The sequence below is a fragment of the Microvirga sp. P5_D2 genome (assembly GCF_054049475.1).
The window spans coordinates 1-15,403 of sequence record NZ_JBFUMH010000129.1; the positions used below are offsets into that span (position 1 = coordinate 1).

The 15,403-nt window shown below is 61.2% G+C and carries 15 protein-coding genes; 2 read left to right on the forward strand and 13 right to left on the reverse strand.

All coding sequences use genetic code 11. The features are described 5' to 3' along the window. Nucleotides 1-249 precede the first annotated feature (249 nt). The 13 genes from ACXJKO_RS23370 to ACXJKO_RS23430 all read right to left on the reverse strand — a co-directional run bounded on the left by ACXJKO_RS23370 (nucleotide 250) and on the right by ACXJKO_RS23430 (nucleotide 13,206). Entirely contained in the window at nucleotides 250-1,590 is a 1,341-nt protein-coding gene (locus ACXJKO_RS23370) for an NAD(P)/FAD-dependent oxidoreductase (RefSeq protein ID WP_457093472.1), read from the reverse strand. A 1-nt stretch (nucleotide 1,591) separates the two neighbouring features. Further along, nucleotides 1,592-2,860, reverse strand: coding sequence for an FAD-binding oxidoreductase (locus ACXJKO_RS23375; protein ID WP_457093473.1), 1,269 nt, complete (start codon nucleotides 2,858-2,860; stop codon nucleotides 1,592-1,594). Nucleotides 2,861-2,907: 47 nt separating this feature from the next. Then, nucleotides 2,908-3,636: an amino acid ABC transporter ATP-binding protein gene (locus ACXJKO_RS23380; RefSeq protein WP_457093474.1), complete on the reverse strand. Its 729-nt coding sequence runs from the start codon at nucleotides 3,634-3,636 to the stop codon at nucleotides 2,908-2,910. Between the two features lie 36 nt (nucleotides 3,637-3,672). After that, nucleotides 3,673-4,335, reverse strand: coding sequence for an amino acid ABC transporter permease (locus tag ACXJKO_RS23385; protein WP_457093475.1), 663 nt, complete (start codon nucleotides 4,333-4,335; stop codon nucleotides 3,673-3,675). Nucleotides 4,336-4,345: 10 nt separating this feature from the next. Next, nucleotides 4,346-5,014, reverse strand: coding sequence for an amino acid ABC transporter permease (locus ACXJKO_RS23390; protein WP_457093476.1), 669 nt, complete (start codon nucleotides 5,012-5,014; stop codon nucleotides 4,346-4,348). 67 nt (nucleotides 5,015-5,081) lie between these two features. After that, entirely contained in the window at nucleotides 5,082-5,885 is an 804-nt protein-coding gene (locus tag ACXJKO_RS23395) for an ABC transporter substrate-binding protein (protein ID WP_457093477.1), read from the reverse strand. Nucleotides 5,886-5,951: 66 nt separating this feature from the next. Continuing rightward, nucleotides 5,952-6,476, reverse strand: a complete 525-nt coding sequence (locus ACXJKO_RS23400) for an Lrp/AsnC family transcriptional regulator (protein WP_457093478.1) — start codon at nucleotides 6,474-6,476, stop codon at nucleotides 5,952-5,954. Between the two features lie 534 nt (nucleotides 6,477-7,010). Further along, nucleotides 7,011-8,186, reverse strand: coding sequence for a Gfo/Idh/MocA family protein (locus ACXJKO_RS23405; protein WP_457093479.1), 1,176 nt, complete (start codon nucleotides 8,184-8,186; stop codon nucleotides 7,011-7,013). 5 nt (nucleotides 8,187-8,191) lie between these two features. Beyond that, the gene (locus tag ACXJKO_RS23410) at nucleotides 8,192-8,959 is read right to left on the reverse strand and encodes a sugar phosphate isomerase/epimerase family protein (RefSeq protein ID WP_457093480.1); all 768 of its coding nucleotides are present in this window, start codon (nucleotides 8,957-8,959) and stop codon (nucleotides 8,192-8,194) included. A gap of 37 nt (nucleotides 8,960-8,996) precedes the next feature. Then, entirely contained in the window at nucleotides 8,997-10,076 is a 1,080-nt protein-coding gene (locus ACXJKO_RS23415; RefSeq protein ID WP_457093481.1) for an ABC transporter ATP-binding protein, read from the reverse strand. A gap of 2 nt (nucleotides 10,077-10,078) precedes the next feature. Beyond that, on the reverse strand, nucleotides 10,079-10,963 hold the full coding sequence (locus tag ACXJKO_RS23420; RefSeq protein ID WP_457093482.1) for a carbohydrate ABC transporter permease: 885 nt from the start codon (nucleotides 10,961-10,963) through the stop codon (nucleotides 10,079-10,081). Continuing rightward, nucleotides 10,960-11,898, reverse strand: coding sequence for a carbohydrate ABC transporter permease (locus tag ACXJKO_RS23425; RefSeq protein ID WP_457093483.1), 939 nt, complete (start codon nucleotides 11,896-11,898; stop codon nucleotides 10,960-10,962). The genes ACXJKO_RS23420 and ACXJKO_RS23425 overlap by 4 nt, the downstream gene beginning before the upstream one ends. Nucleotides 11,899-11,970: 72 nt before the next feature. Continuing rightward, complete coding sequence (locus ACXJKO_RS23430) at nucleotides 11,971-13,206, reverse strand: ABC transporter substrate-binding protein (RefSeq protein WP_457093484.1); 1,236 nt, start codon at nucleotides 13,204-13,206, stop codon at nucleotides 11,971-11,973. A gap of 184 nt (nucleotides 13,207-13,390) precedes the next feature. On the opposite strand from ACXJKO_RS23430, the gene ACXJKO_RS23435 reads away from it, so the two are divergent. Continuing rightward, on the forward strand, nucleotides 13,391-14,413 hold the full coding sequence (locus ACXJKO_RS23435) for a LacI family DNA-binding transcriptional regulator (protein WP_457093485.1): 1,023 nt from the start codon (nucleotides 13,391-13,393) through the stop codon (nucleotides 14,411-14,413). A gap of 42 nt (nucleotides 14,414-14,455) precedes the next feature. Beyond that, the coding region (locus ACXJKO_RS23440; protein ID WP_457093486.1) for a glycoside hydrolase family 43 protein at nucleotides 14,456-15,403 on the forward strand (948 nt) is incomplete at its 3' end.

Below are 15,403 nucleotides of genomic sequence, written 5' to 3' on the forward strand. Positions count from 1 at the left end.
CACGAGAACTGGCTGGAAGCCCACCGCTACCTCAACATGGAGGATCTCAAGGAGCACAAGAAAAGCACTCTTCGCGAAGCCGCTTAGCCAGCCTGACCGGCCGCCCCGCTTTGCAGAACTTGACGCACACAATCGGATTGCGACCGAACCTTTCTTTGTCGGGTTTGTGTTAGCCGAATGAACCAACTCGGAAAGAGAACAGGCTCAAGGCCTCAAGCACCCTTAGCTCGGTCGCGTACAGAGCTGCCCTCAAAGAGCACTGCTTTTCGCCAAGCCTTTCCCTTCATTGAAACGCCCATACCGGAAGGCTGTCAGATCCTGGCGCGGGGTGCGGCCGAGCGCGAGGTCGGCTATGACTTTGCCTATGCCAGGGGCGATGCCGAAGCCGTGCCCGCTCATTCCGGTCGCGAGGATCAGGCCGGGCAGGGGCGTGTGATCGACCACCGGCAGGGCATCGGGCAATACGTCGATCATGCCGGCCCAGGTTGCGGCGATGGTCGGCGCGCCGGTGTTCGGAAAGGCGGCTTCGAAATGGGATTGCAGGCGAGCGAGTTCAGCGGCGTTGGGGCGCGGGTTCAGAATGCGGCACCGTTCGAACGGGGTTTCTTCGGCAGCGCTCCAGCGGCGTGGAGTGCCCCAGGCATCTGGATAGCCCTTGGGTGAGGCAGGCCGGAAATGCGTGCTCGACAGATCGGCGCGGATCTGCGGCAGGAAAGCCCGCAGGTTCCGAAAGGCGTCCGGTCCGATGAAGAATTCATGGAACGACCACGGCGTCAGTGTATAGCCGCCATCGGCCCGGCGGCGGATGGCGAACCGGTCGTCACAGGCAGCGCCCGGGAAAAACTCGGGCAGGGCGGTGGTAGCCGATACACTGGAGACAACCGAAAGCTGGGGCAGCGCCATGCCATGGGCGCGCAGGAACAGCGCCGACCAGGCGCCCCCAGCGAGAACGGCCTGCGCGCAGCGCACGGTGCCAGCCTCAGTCACGACGGCAGAGAGGCGGCCTGCCGAGGTCTCGATCCCGCGCACGGCGCAGCCCTCGCGGATGATCACGCCGGCCTCCGCCGCTGCGCGGGCGAGGACAGGCACAGTAACGAAGGGCTCGGCCATGGCGTCCGACGGGGTGTGCAGCGCTCCGACCCATCCGGCAGCGTTGGGCAGGAAGGCCTCGGTCTCGCGACGCGACAGCAGGCGGGTATCGACGCCATGGGGGCGGGCGAGGTCGAGCCAACGGGCGAAGGCGTCCATGCGCGCCTCGGTGCGGGCGAAATAGGTGATCCCCTGCTGGCGAAAACCGATGGCGGCCCGCAGGGCGCTTGGGAGGTCGGTCCAGAGGCGGATCGCCTCCATCATGATCGGCACTTCCGCGATGTCGCGGCCCTGCTGGCGGATCCAACCCCAGTTGCGGCCCGATTGCTCGCCTGCGAGGCGGCCTTTTTCGCATAGCAGCACTCGCTTGCCCTCTGCGGCGAGCGCCCAGGCGCCCATGAGCCCGATGATACCGCCCCCGATCACGGCGACGTCGACGGCCTCGGGCAGAGGACCCGTGAAAGTGGGAGGCGTAGCAAGCGTAATCGGAAAACCCGTCATCTCAGAACCGTGCGGCAAGGTAGGGCGTGGGATCGAAGGCGGCCGGGCGTCCGGCGATGGTGTCGGCCACCATGCGGGCCGTGATGGCGGAAAGCGTCAGGCCGAGGTGACCATGGCCGTAGGCGTGGATCACCTCGCCGCCATGGGCAGATGGTCCAATCACGGGCAGCGAGTCCGGGGTAGAGGGGCGAAACCCCATCCATTCGGTTGCGGGGGCAACGTCGCGCAGAGCCGGCAGGGCACGGTGGGCCTGCGGGACCAGCGCCCGGATCCGGCGGTAGTCCGGCGGTGCGCTCAGCCCGGCGAGTTCATCGCCGCTGACCAGCCGGATGCCATCGTGCATGGGGGAAAGAACCATCGACAGCGCAGGGAAGACCACCGGGCCGCGCATCAGCGATGCGGTGCTGGAGCCGAAGCCGATGTGATAGCCGCGCTCTGTATCGAGGCTGACCCGATCGCCGAGCTCACGAGCCAGGAGAGCCGACCAGGCTCCCGCGCAGATCACGAGCCGGTCAAAGTCCTTTGCACCGCCTTCCGCATGAATGGTGACACCTCCAGGGCGGCGGGCGACGCCGCGCACCTTCTGGCGCAGATGCAGCGCGCCGCGGCGGGCGGCTGCATCGAAATAGGCCTGGGCCAATCCCCGCGGAAAGCGAACGAAACCGCTTTCGTGCTGATGGAAGCCGATGGTGCAGAGCGCAGGATCAAGATTGGGCTCGAGGTCGGTGACTTCCTTCCGGTTAAGAATCCGGTAGTTCACCCCGTGCCGATCCATCAGCCGGCGGTCGGGAGCCGAGCCGGCAAATTCGGTCTCGTTCGCATAGACCTTGAGCCAACCTTCTTGGGTGATAAGGCCCTCGGCCCCAGCAAGCGCAGCCAGGGTACGGTGGGCATCGAGTGAGCGCGAGGCGAGGGGGCTGAGAGCGGCGGCGATGCGATCCACCTCGGCGGGCGTCCCGGCGCGAATGAAGCGCAGGAGCCAGGGCAGGACCTTGGGCGCATGCCGCAAGCGCAGCACGGCGGGCGAGTTTCTGTCGAGGAGATAGGATGGCAGCGCCTTCAGCACGGCGGGCGTGGCGGTCGGCGTCACCGAGCCGGTCACGATGGCGCCGGCATTGCCCGACGAGGTGCCGGCACCGGGAGCATCCGGATCGAAAACCGTGACCTGGTGACCTTCCGCCGCCAGAGCCAGAGCCGTGGCGCAGCCGACGATGCCGGCGCCGATAATGGCGACAGAAACGCCGCCTCGATCTGTCGAGTGCTGTTCCAAGTAAACCATCCGTTCAGAGATGCCGCTTCAACCAGAGGCGTCGGCGGTCAGTGGTGCAGCACCTTGCTCAGGAAGTCGCGCGAGCGTTCGCTTTGCGGGTTGGTGAAGAAGCTCTCCGGATCCGCAGTCTCGACGATAGCACCGAGATCCATGAAGATTACCTGGTCGGCCACTTTGCGAGCGAAACCCATCTCGTGCGTGACCACCATCATCGTCATTCCCTCGCGGGCCAGGCTGACCATCACGTCGAGCACTTCGTTGATCATTTCGGGGTCGAGAGCGGAGGTGGGCTCGTCGAACAGCATGATCTTCGGCTGCATGCACAACGAGCGGGCGATGGCCACCCGCTGCTGCTGGCCGCCGGAGAGCTGGTGCGGATAGTTCTGCATCCGGTCGGCCAAACCGACCTTTTCAAGCAGGGCGCGGCCGCGATCATCGGCTTCGGCTTTCGACAGGCCACGCACATGGATCGGCGCGAGCGTCACGTTTTCCAGAGCGGTTTTGTGAGGGTAGAGGTTGAAGCTTTGGAAGACGAAGCCGACTTCCATCCGCAGCTCCCGCAGCCGCACGGAGCTGCTGCCGAGATCGAAGCCGTCAACGACGAGCCTTCCCTTCTGGAACGGCTCCAGCCCATTGACACAGCGGATGAGCGTGCTCTTTCCCGAACCGGATGGACCGCAGACCACGACCACTTCACCTTTTGTGACGGTGAGGTTGATGTCATTCAGCACATGCAGCGAGCTGAACCATTTGTTGAGATTGGTGAATTCGATCATGGTGTTTCCTTGGCCGGCGGCGAGGCGGCTGCCGGGTTACAGGATGGGAGCCTGGCCGCGCCGCTCCATGCGGCGCGACAGCCAGATCAGCGGGTAGCAGATGACGAAGTAGCCGATGCCGACGATGCCGAAGACCAGCAGCCCGTTCGGAACGTTCTGCACGATCATCCATCCGGAGCGCGTCAGGTCCAGAAGCCCGATCGCCGAGACAACTGAGCTGTCCTTGATGAGGAGCACGAACTGTCCCACCAGCGAAGGTGTCACCACTCGCACAGCCTGCGGCAGCACGATCAGCCGCATCTGCTGCGAGCGCGTGAAGCCGGAAGCCGCGGCTGCTTCGGTCTGGCCGGTGGGAACCGACTGAATACCTGCGGCAACGATCTCGCCGATGAAGCAGGCGGCAATGTTCGACAGGGCCACCACCCCGGCCGTGAAGGCGGACAGCTCGATCCCGATCTCCGGCAGGATGAAGAAGACGATGAAAATCTGCACAAGGAAGGGCGTGCCGCGGAAGAAATCGACGTAAAGCCCGATCGCGCGAGATAGCGTCCGGTTCGGTCCTGCGCGCAGGATGCCGAAGGCGAAGCCCACGACGACGCCGATCAGCAGCGAAAGCACCGAGAGAGCCAGCGTCATGCCGATGCCCTTGAGCAGCACGGGCCAGTAACCGATGACGCGGCCAAGTTGCAGCCAAAACATGCGCGTCTCCTCAGGCTCGGCCCGGCAGACGGTTCTGGTGCGACCAGATGCCTGCGAGAAGTTTGAGCAGATAATACAGCAGCAGATAAGCCAATGCGGTGGCGACGAGTCCCTCGATCGGCATGAAGCGGTCAATGGCAATCATCTGACCGGCCCGCGTCAGTTCCACCACGGAAATCAGCGACAGGAGCGAGCTGTCCTTGACCAGCACGATTGCCTGCCCGATGAGCGGCGATATCGTAGGGCGCAGCGCCTGAGGCAGGATGATCAGCCGCATGCGCTGCATGTAGGTCATGCCCGAACTGATCGCCGCTTCGACCTGACCCCGCGAGATAGACAGGATCCCCGAGCGTATGATCTCAGCCACATAGGCGCCTGAATTCAGCGACAGGACGATGATGCCGATGAGCACCTCGGGCAGCACGACCCCCAGTCTTGGAAGGCCGAAATACAGGAAGTAAAGTTGCGCGAGAAGCGGCGTCGCGCGGACCGCATCGATATAAACGGTGGCAGGCAGCCGAAGCCAGCGCAGAGGCTGAATGCTCAATGCGCAAGCAAAGATTCCCAGCGTCAACGCGCCTGTGAATCCCGCAGCCGACAACATCAGCGTGGACAGGAAACCCTGCCAGATATCGGGCAGGTATTCCAGCATCACGCGCGTGTTCAATGATCCCAGCATGGTGTTCCGCAGGGTTGTGACATCTCGGAAACGGCTCCGCGGGTGAGTCCCGCGGAGCCTTCGAATCTTAGTGCTCGGCCTTCCACTTCGCCGAAGTCACCCAGTAATCGATGTTCGCCTGCAGGCTACCGTCGAGCGTGGTGGTGTCGATGAACAGGTTGGCCCAGGTCAGCAGGTCCAGCGAGTCAAAACGCACGGCATAGGCCAGTGGCTCTTTCGTCAGCAGTTCCGGGAAGATGGTGATCGTGCCCGGATCATAGGCGGCAGCCTGTGCCGCAACGGCCGAATTGTCGTTCAGCCCACAATCGGCCTGGCCGCTCGCCACTGCATCCAGCAGCAGCGTGCCGCCTCCCTTGAAGGACTTGACCTTGCCTTGCGGGAACACGGTCGGCGCGAGCTTTTCGCCCGAGGAGCCCAACAAAACGGCAATGGTAGCACCGGGCTTCTTGCAATCTTCGAGCGATTTGAACGCGCCGCCGCCCTTGGCGAAGGCGACTGCGCTGACATACATGAACGGCTTGGTGAAGGCGACCTTCGTTGCGCGCGTCAGCGTCGGAGTCATGTCAGCGGCCAGGATATCCGCCTTGCCCGACATCAGGGCCGGCAACAGGCCATCCCAGTCGAAGTCGAGATACACGACCTTGACGCCCATTTTGTCGGCCATCAACTTCGCGAGTTCGACCGCAGAGCCCGCGCGGGCACCGTTCTTGTCCATGAACGAGAAGGGAGGGCCCTGGGTTTGCACGGCCACGCGCAGTTCGCCGCGCTTGAGGATTTCGTCCAGCGTTCCCGCCTCGACTTTCGCCGAACTCGCGGCCTGGCCCAGGACGGCCAGAGCCGCTGTCATGATGAAGGCACTGATCTTTTTCATCTCTTCACTCCCTTGGTTATGTGGTGCCGGTGTTTTCCGGCGGACGGTTTTTCTTGGGGCCGACCGTCACTCGCGGCCTGATCCGACAGCCCCAGGGGCATCGCCGGAATTCTCATCCCAAACGCCTTTCGGCAGGCTCGCCCACTTGTTGTGGGACTTCATCACCACGAAGGTTTCGCTGCCCTGGATCACCCCCGGCTCGGCAAGACCCGGCAGCAGGGTGCTGGTGACATGATAGAGATCCTCCATATCGCCTTCGAACAGCACTTCGGCGATCAGATCATAACGTCCGGTCACGATACTGACGGAGGTTACAAAGGGTAGTTCAGCCATGCGCTTGGCAATCTCATCCAGCCTGCCATGTCCATTGGCATGGATGCCAATAATCGCGATGATCAGTTCCGGCCGCTCGGCGACGTTGAGCACGCCAACGATCTTCAGAAGATTGCGTTCGATCAGGGTTTTAAGGCGTGAGCGGACGGTTGGCGCGCTGAGATTAAGCTGCGCAGCCAGATCGTTCACACCCTCCCTCCCTTCGCGAGACAGCAGCTTGGCCAGCCGCCGATCTGCGAGGTTAAATTTTTCACGCATTGCCCATTTCCCCGTAAGATTTTTATCTTTCGGAAAATTTTTCTAGTCAATATCTTCGTATTGAGAAAACAGACAAGACTTTCGTCGATGGCGGCGTACCCATTCCTGCTTCAGAACCTGAAGTACTGCGTAGGCGCTATTGTCGGCCGGGTACGCTCCCAAAAGGTGGAGTTGCAACCTGAGTTATCGCGCCCTCGTGGATCGGTTAGGGCTAAGCTCCAGGTTGCAATTCCAGCCTGGCAACATTGCGGGCCTTCAGACCTGAACGCTTTGTTGATAGCTCTTCTGGCTAGTCAAGCTTGCGTCTACCCTGCTCAACGCGGTTCACTACCTCAAAAGGGATGTTGTAGTCCCACACTTCAGAAGCCTCATAGCTCCCGCTGTGCGGGACATCCGTCGCTGTGGCACTCTCTGAACAACACAAAGCCCCCGTCCGGTTTTCACCGCGGGGCTTTGTGTGTTGGTTGCGGGGACCTGAAACCACCGAAAGTTCGGTGTAATCAACCCTAAGAGATTTGTTAGGGTTTTGATACTTCAGGCCGCCGTCGCCGTCTGAGGTGGGCCTTGCCAGAGTATGGCCGCCTCCTGGTCCGAGAGGGCCGCTGGACGGTCAAGCATGGTCGTGATCGGCATTGCTTGTCCGGTGGCAGCACCTTTCAGGATGCTGTGCATGACCTCAAGGACATGAAGGGCCAGTCGTCCCGTCGAGCGGTGAGGCGTGCCGTTGATCACGGCGCTGGCGAGATCGGCGAGGCCGAGCGCGCGGTAGTTGGCGCGTGACGGCATCTCGGGCGCCCAGTTCGGCGAGCGCCAGTTCGGCGCACCGAGTGGCATGTCGCTTGAATCCTTCGGCTGCCAGTCCCCGCCACACTCGGTCATCTCGACATGGCCGCCAAAGAAGTTCGGATCCGGCACGCGCAGGGAGCCTTCGGTCCCGTAGAGCTCGATCGCTGGATGGCCGTGCTTCCAGACATCCCAGCTCATGCAGAAGGTGACCTGGGCTCCAGAGGCGAATTCTAGAAGCGCCATGACATTCGTGGGCGTCTCCACGGTGATCCGCTGACCATTCTTAGGAGACTCCGCAGTCACGATGCGCTCGGGGAAGCCGATGCTCGACATGGAGAACACGCGCTGCACCGGGCCGATGAGGTTGACTAGGGTGCTCAGATAATAGGGCGCCATATCGAGAATGGGGCCGCCGCCCGGCTTGAAGAAGAACTCCGGATCGGGATGCCAGTGTTCCATGCCGTGAGACATAAGGAAGGCAGATCCCGAAAGGATGCGCCCGACAGCTCCATCATCTACAAGTTGGCGGGCTAAGCGTCCTCCGGCTCCGAGGAATGTGTCCGGCGCGCAGCCCAGCAGCAGGCCTCGCGCTTCGGCCTCATCGACTAGCTTGCGGCCCTGCTCGAAATCCACCGCAAGGGGCTTTTCCGAGAAGACGTGCTTGCCTGCGCTGAGTGCTGCGAGAGACACACCGAAATGGGCGCTGGGGATCGTGAGGTTCACGACGAGATCGATATCCTCGCGGGCCAGAAGCTGATCGACCGAGAGGGCTTCGATCCCGTGGCGGCTGGCCTGGGCCTGCGCGATCTCAGGCCTCACATCGGCGCAGGCGCGCAGCGTCAGTCCCCGATAGGCCGGGATGTTCTGAAGATAGATGCCCGAGATGTTGCCGCATCCGATGATGCCGACATTCAGGGTTTTCATGGTTCTTATCCCTCGATATTGCGCAGGAAGTCGAAGCTTGCACGGGCTGTCTTGGCAGGATCGGCAGGCTTGTCGTGTTCCACGACCATCCACTTGGCGCCTGCTTCGCGACAGGTCCGCCACAGGCTGCGCCAGTCCAACACGCCGGAGCCGACATCCGCCCAGCCGTCCTGGTCTTCGTTCTGTCCTGCGGGGGCAATGTCCTTGACGTGAGCCGCCGTGATCTTGCTGCGGTAGCGATCGATCCATGCCTTCGGATCGACATTGCCGCGTACGAGCCATGCCACATCGACCTCCCAGGCGAGGGGGCTTCCTTCCGCCTCCTCGAAGATGAGCTCCAGCGCCGTCTTGGCGCCGTCTTTCGGTATCATCTCCCAATGATGGTTGTGATAACCGAGACGGATACCATCCTCTTGAAAGCGCTCAGCCATCCCTCCGAGCTCCTGCCCGAGCGAGCGCCACCCATCGGCTGCCATGTCGCGCTGCTCAGGAGGAACGGCGGGCATGTAGAGATCCGTGAGGCCGAGAACCTGGCAGGCCTCGATGATCGCATTGGGCTTTTCCCGCAACGCCGCCAGACTGACATGGCTCGAGGATGCCTTCAGGCCCCGCGCCTCCAGTTTGGAACGCACGCCTTGGGCATCATCGAGATGCGAGTTGACGGTTTCCACATAGCGGTATCCGGCTTGCGCTACGGTATCGAGAATGCGGTCGAGGTCTTCCATCGAGCGCAGGGTGTAAAGCTGAATTGAAAGGCAATCTGTGACGCTCATGAAGTCCTCAAAGTTTGGAAAGTGAATACGCTTGCATTCAGAGGCGCTGGCCGCTCTCGGCTTCGAAGAGGGAAGCCTGCGCGGCATCGATCCCGAGATTGAGCTGGTCGCCGGGCGAAAGCCTGATATCTCCGCTGGTGCGGACCTGAAGGGCTCCTTCATGATCCCTGCACCAGATCACGGTGTCGGCTCCCATGGGCTCGATGATATCGACGCTGAACCCCGGCCAAGCACCGAGTTCGACGATCTTCAGATGCTCCGGCCGCACACCGAGAACCACCTCCCGACCAGGGGAGGGGCTGCCCGTGAACGTATAGCCGTGGAGCGGCAGGCGGCGCTGGCCCGACACGAAAATCGGCCCGCTGCCGGTATCCTCGAGCCTGCCCTTGATGAAGTTCATCTGCGGTGAGCCGACGAACCCGGCGACGAACGTGTTGGCAGGGCGATGATAGATCTCAGCCGGGCTGCCGACCTGCTGGATCATCTGATCCTTCATGACCACGATCCGGTCGGCCAATGTCATGGCCTCGATCTGATCGTGTGTCACGTAGATCATCGTCGTCTTGCCGAGCCTGGCATGCAGCCGCTTGATCTCGACGCGTAGCTCGTTCCTGAGCTGCGCATCGAGATTGGATAGCGGCTCGTCGAACAGGAACACCGCCGCATCGCGAACGAGCGCCCGGCCAATGGCCACACGCTGGCGCTGGCCTCCCGACAATTGATCGGGGCGCCGGTCGAGAAGGTGGGTGATCTGCAGGAGCTCCGCCGCCTGCTTGACCCGCTTTTCGATCTCGGGCTTGGGGGTCTTCGCCATCTTGAGCCCGAACGACATGTTCTCGCGCACGCTCATGCGCGGGTAGAGCGCGTAGGATTGGAAGACCATGGCGATGCCGCGATCCTTCGGCTCCTCCCAGGTGACGTTCTGTCCCCCGATCCAGATCTGCCCCTCGGAGATGTCGAGAAGCCCGGCGATGGCGTTGAGCAGAGTCGACTTTCCGCAGCCTGAAGGGCCGAGCAAGACGATGAACTCTCCGGCCTCGAAGTCGAGGGAAAGGCCGTTGAAGACGCGTACTGCCTCGAAGGCGACGGTGATATCGCGAACGGAAACGGTGGACATGCTTACCCTTTCACTGCACCTGCGGCAATGCCGCGGACGAACCAGCGTCCCGAAACGAAATAGACGACGAGAGGAACGAGCGCTGCGAGCATGGTTGCGGCCATGTCGACGTTGTAGGCGCGCTCACCCTGGGTCGAGTGAACGATGTTGTTGAGCTGTACCGTCATGGGCAGGTTCTCCCGGCCGGCAAAGGTCAGGCCGAAGATGAAGTCGTTCCAGATGCCGGTGACCTGAAGGATCGCTGCGACGACGATGATCGGTGTCGACATGGGCAGCATCACCCGGAAGAAGATCGTCCAGAAACCGCCACCATCGATGCGGGCTGCCTTGAACAGTTCGATAGGCAGGCCCGCATAGTAGTTGCGGAACAGGAGGGTCATCGTCGGCAGGCCGAAGATCACGTGAACCACGATGATGCAGAGGAGCGAGTTGTAAATTCCCGTCGTGGAGAAGATGCGCACCAGGGGATAGAGGAAAACCTGGTAGGGGATGAACGCGCCGAGCAGCAGGACGCCGAACATCAGGTTTGCCCCCCGAACTCTCCAGAGGGAGAGGGCATAGCCGTTGATGGCGCCGGCGGTGATCGACAGGATAACGGATGGAATTAGAATGCGAACCGAGTTCCAGAAGCCGACGCTGATGCCGTTGCATTCAAGCCCCGTACAGGCGGACGACCAAGCCTTGGTCCATGCCTCGAACGTGAGGTTGGCAGGCAATGCGAGGATGTTCCCGAGCCGGATCTCGTCCATGGGCTTGAGCGATGTGACGAGCATGATCCAGAGCGGCAGCATGAAGAACAGGGCAGCCGTGATCAGGAAGGCATAGATGCCGATGCGGCCGATGGTGAGGCGCCGTGGGCGGCGGCCCTGTGGGACGACGGTGGTCATGCGGGCCTCCCTTGGGAGCGGACATATTTGGCATAGACCCATGGGGCGAGGATCGCCACGACCGTGATCAGCATGACGGTGGCGGCCGCCGTTCCGAGGGCGATGTTGTTGCGCTCGAACAGGTGATCCATCACGAACTTTGCCGGCACTTCCGTTGCAATGCCGGGGCCGCCGAGGGTCATGGCAACCACGAGGTCATAGAGCTTCACGACGCCGGTCGCGAGCAGCACGGTCGCGGTCACGACCATGGGGCGAAGCAGCGGGAGAACGATGGACAGGTAGACGCGCCAGGTGGGGATGCCGTCGATGCGCGCGGCCTTCCACAGCTCCGAGTCCACGCCTCGCAGGCCTGCGAGCAGAATGGCCATGGTCAGTCCGGACCCGTGCCACAAGCCTGCGATGACGATGGTGTAGATCGCCATCTGCTGGTTCACGAGCCAGTCGAAGGTGAAGCTCTCGAAGCCTATGTCCCGCACGAGCTTTTGGAGGCCAAGGCCGGGATTGAGAAACCATTGCCAGGCGACGCCGGTGACCACGAAGGACATGGCATATGGATAGAGGAAGATCGTGCGGAAGACGCCCTCGGCGCGGACGTTCTGATCGATGAAGACGGCGAGCAGGAAGCCGATAATGAGGCATCCCGAGATGAAAAGAACACCGAAGATCAGGATGTTTTCGGCAGAGACCAGGAAGCGGTCATTCATGAAAAGGCGGCTGTACTGTGCAAAGCCGACCCAATCGAGCTTGGGAAGCAGCGTCGAACTCGTGAATGAGAGCCGCACCGTCCACAGCATGCAGCCGATATAGACGACCAGCACAATAAGCGCCGTTGGGAGCAGTGCCAGGGCCGCCGGCAGTCGCGCTCTGTTGATGCGGCGGCTTTTGACAGGGCGCTCGGAGGTGGCAACAGCGGTCGGGATAGAGACAATGGCCATCTGAAAACTCCCTCGGGGTTGCCAGTCCGGCGGAAGCAGGGCTCCGCCGGACTGCATTGGGATGAAGGTGTCTCAGCTGGCGCTTTGCATGGCGGAAACGACCTTCTCCACAAAGGCGTCAGCCGACATGCTCGGGTTGTTCCAGAATTGCGTGACTGCATCCTGCATGGCGCCGGAGAAGTTGGGCGTGCTCAGGAGTTCCATGGCCTCGACCTGGTTCGTAGGGTCTTTCAGCACTGCAGCGGATTTCTGGGCGCAGACATCCATGGATGACACGTCCACGTCCAAGCGGGCCGGGATCGAGCCCTTCTTCTTATTGAATTCGAGCTGGGTCGTCGGATCGAGCAGGACATCCGCCAGCTTGTCTTGAGCCGCCAGCTGATCCTTGTCCTTAGTCACGGGGAACACGAACACGTCGCCGCCGATCACGAGCCCCGGATACTTGCCGACGATGCTGCAGCCATATTCCTTGCCTGCCGTCTGGCCTGCCGCGGTGAACTCGCCCTTGGCCCAATCGCCATTGAAGTGCATGGCCGCCTTGTTGGTGATGACGAGTGCGGCGGCGTCATTCCAGTTGCGGCCCGGAGAGCCAGGGTCGACGAGCGCACGCATCTTCCCAAAGAGTTCGGTCGCTTCCTTGAACTCTGGGCTCTTTGCGGCTTTCTGATCCCGCGCACCATAGACCTTGCGGAACAGATCAGCGCCGCCATTGCCGACCAATACAGCGCGGAACAGGTTGTGCTCCCAGTTGGGCTGTCCGCCGAGAGCAAGCGGGATTACGCCACTCGCCTTGAGCTTTTCACCGGCCGCGATGAGTTCAGGGAAAGTCTTCGGCGGTTCGACGCCCGCATCCTTGAAGAGTTTCGTATTGTAGAACATCCAGTTCTGGCCGTGAATATTGATCGGAACCGCGAAGAACTTGCCGTCACGGACCGTGGCATCGACGATCGGCTTAGGCATGATCTCACGCCATTTGCCAGCTTTTGCTTTGCTCTCGACATCGCGAACAAGGTCGTTGCTGACGAGTTCGTCGAACTGCTTGCCCGTATTGAACTGCATCATGGCCGGCGGATTGCCGCCGACAATGCGGTTGATCCCTGCCGCGCGGGCGTTCGCGCCTCCGGCAATCGCATTGTCGACCCAAGTGCCGCCAGCCTTTGTGTACTGGTCGGCAAACACTTTGACGGACGCGGACTCCCCGGCCGACGTCCACCAATGGAGTACTTCCGCCTTTTGAGCGAAGGCTCCAGTGCTCGAAAGCATGGCAATAGCAAGGGTATACGCGGAAACGCGTGTCTTCAGGCGCATGGCTTCCTCCCAGAAGCGTTGTGAACGATTTTGTAATCGATTACATCTTGTTCTATGTAGGTTGAAATCGTCTTCAAGGTAAGTCAAGACTAAAATTTACGTAGGTTCTCCATCGTAATGATTAGGGCGATATTGTGTTGAAGCCTCAAAGGTGCGCTCCATGAGCCGTAGGAGCTGGAAAAAAGTGAAAGAGGTCCGCATCGCGGACGTGGCACAGCTCGCCGGAGTTTCCACGGCTACCGTCAGCCGCGTTCTGGCGAACCCGAATCAGGTGCGTCCAAAGACGCACAAGGTGGTGATGGAGGCTGTGCGCAGTAGTGGTTACACGCCCAACAGCACTGCCCGGAATCTCCGCACAAGGCGGACCATGAACGTGCTGGTCGTCGCGCCGAGGCTCACCAATCCCGTTTTCGCTCAAGTCCTGCGAGGAGTGGACGACGAGCTGACCCAGAGCGGGTACGGAATTATTGTTGCCAATCTGGACAATCGAACCGAGCGGGAGGTGCGCTATGTCGATCTCGTGCTCTCACGCCAAGTGGATGGCGTCCTTTTGATGAATGGACGTATTCCACAAAACAGCAAGCGCAGCATGGCGGATGCCGGACTGCCCATGGTGGCCATGTGCTCGGCCATTCCAGGTGGCGTCATTCCCAACATCATCGTTCAGGATCGAGAGGCGTCCCGTACAGCAGCGGAGTATCTGGGGCAGCTTGGCCATCGTAGCTTCGGCTACATCTCGGGCCTCCCCGGGACCTACATCGAAACGGAGCGATTCAACGGCTTTCTTGATGGCCTCGCATCAATCGGTTCCAGCGACAAAGTCGTGCGCTGGGAGGGGCCTTTCATGTTCTCGACCGGCGTCAGTGCGGCTGAGGCATTCCTGCGCATGAAGAAACGGCCGACCGGAATCTTCGCAGCCTGTGACGAGAGCGCGATCGGCTTCATCAAGACGGTCAGGTCCTCCGGTATCCGCGTGCCGGATGATGTGTCCGTGATCGGATTCGATGGCATTGAGTTTGCCAGTTACACCGAGCCGACACTCACGACATTCCAGCAGCCTTTGCATGAGATCGGCCGCACCGGCGCTCTCACCCTTTTGAAGATGATCCAAGGAGAGAAAGGCCCGAAGAACCAGGATGTCCGCTTGCCATTACAGTTGCTGGAACGAGGTACAACTGCCTCGGCGCCGGCAAAGACTCGCGGATGATGCTGCCTCACGTAAAAAATTCATAAGAACAGGAAACGCCCCATGACGACCATTCGAAATCCCATCCTGCGCGGGTTTAATCCTGATCCCGCCTTCTGCAGGGCAGGCGACGATTACTACATCGCAGCCTCGACCTTCGAGTGGTATCCCGGCGTCCAGATCCATCACTCGCGCGATCTCGTGAACTGGCGCATGATCTGCCGTCCGCTTGATCGTGCGTCCCAGCTCGACATGCGCGGCAATCCTGACAGCTGCGGGGTATGGGCGCCGGCCCTGAGCTATGCGGACGGCATGTTCTGGCTGATCTACACGGACGTGAAGCGGCGCCTCGGAAACTTCAAGGACACGCACAACTACCTTGTAACGGCACCTTCCATCGACGGGCCGTGGTCCGACCCGATCTATATGAACTCGTCAGGCTTTGATCCATCGCTGTTTCACGATGATGATGGGCGCAAATGGTTCGTCAACATGCTTTGGGATCATCGTAAGCGTCGAAGCTCCTTCGATGGCATTCTCCTGCAGGAATACTCGCCCCAAGAGCGTCGCCTCGTCGGTCCCATCAAGAACATCTTCAAGGGCAGCCCTCTTGGGCTGGTCGAGGGGCCGCATCTGTGGAAGCGAAACGGCTGGTATTACCTCACGGTGGCTGAGGGCGGCACGTCCTATAACCACGCCGTCACGATGGCGCGCTCCAGAACAATTGACGGGCCATATGAGCTGCACCCGAACACTCATCTTCTGACGAGCAAGGATGCACCGGATGCCCCGCTTCAGAGGGCAGGGCACGGCTTCTATGTGGAGACATCTACCGGCGAGGTCTACCACACCCATCTTTGCAGTCGCCCTCTGCCCGGATCGAGACGCTCGCCATTGGGTCGGGAAACAGCAATCCAACGAGTGATCTGGAAAGACGACGAATGGCTCTACCTTGCCCATGGCGGGCAGGTTCCGGCTATTGAGGTTCAAGGCCCCGATCTCCCGTCGCAC

Excerpts from the sequence above, each read along its gene's own strand:
- ACXJKO_RS23370 (WP_457093472.1), bottom strand. The coding sequence starts at position 1,590 with ATGACGGGTTTTCCGATTACGCTTGCTACGCCTCCCACTTTCACGGGT.
- ACXJKO_RS23380 (WP_457093474.1), bottom strand. The coding sequence starts at position 3,636 with ATGATCGAATTCACCAATCTCAACAAATGGTTCAGCTCGCTGCATGTG.
- ACXJKO_RS23390 (WP_457093476.1), bottom strand. The coding sequence starts at position 5,014 with ATGCTGGGATCATTGAACACGCGCGTGATGCTGGAATACCTGCCCGAT.
- ACXJKO_RS23385 (WP_457093475.1), bottom strand. The coding sequence starts at position 4,335 with ATGTTTTGGCTGCAACTTGGCCGCGTCATCGGTTACTGGCCCGTGCTG.
- ACXJKO_RS23425 (WP_457093483.1), bottom strand. The coding sequence starts at position 11,898 with ATGGCCATTGTCTCTATCCCGACCGCTGTTGCCACCTCCGAGCGCCCT.
- ACXJKO_RS23415 (WP_457093481.1), bottom strand. The coding sequence starts at position 10,076 with ATGTCCACCGTTTCCGTTCGCGATATCACCGTCGCCTTCGAGGCAGTA.
- ACXJKO_RS23405 (WP_457093479.1), bottom strand. The coding sequence starts at position 8,186 with ATGAAAACCCTGAATGTCGGCATCATCGGATGCGGCAACATCTCGGGC.
- ACXJKO_RS23410 (WP_457093480.1), bottom strand. The coding sequence starts at position 8,959 with ATGAGCGTCACAGATTGCCTTTCAATTCAGCTTTACACCCTGCGCTCG.
- ACXJKO_RS23420 (WP_457093482.1), bottom strand. The coding sequence starts at position 10,963 with ATGACCACCGTCGTCCCACAGGGCCGCCGCCCACGGCGCCTCACCATC.
- ACXJKO_RS23395 (WP_457093477.1), bottom strand. The coding sequence starts at position 5,885 with ATGAAAAAGATCAGTGCCTTCATCATGACAGCGGCTCTGGCCGTCCTG.
- ACXJKO_RS23430 (WP_457093484.1), bottom strand. The coding sequence starts at position 13,206 with ATGCGCCTGAAGACACGCGTTTCCGCGTATACCCTTGCTATTGCCATG.
- ACXJKO_RS23400 (WP_457093478.1), bottom strand. The coding sequence starts at position 6,476 with ATGCGTGAAAAATTTAACCTCGCAGATCGGCGGCTGGCCAAGCTGCTG.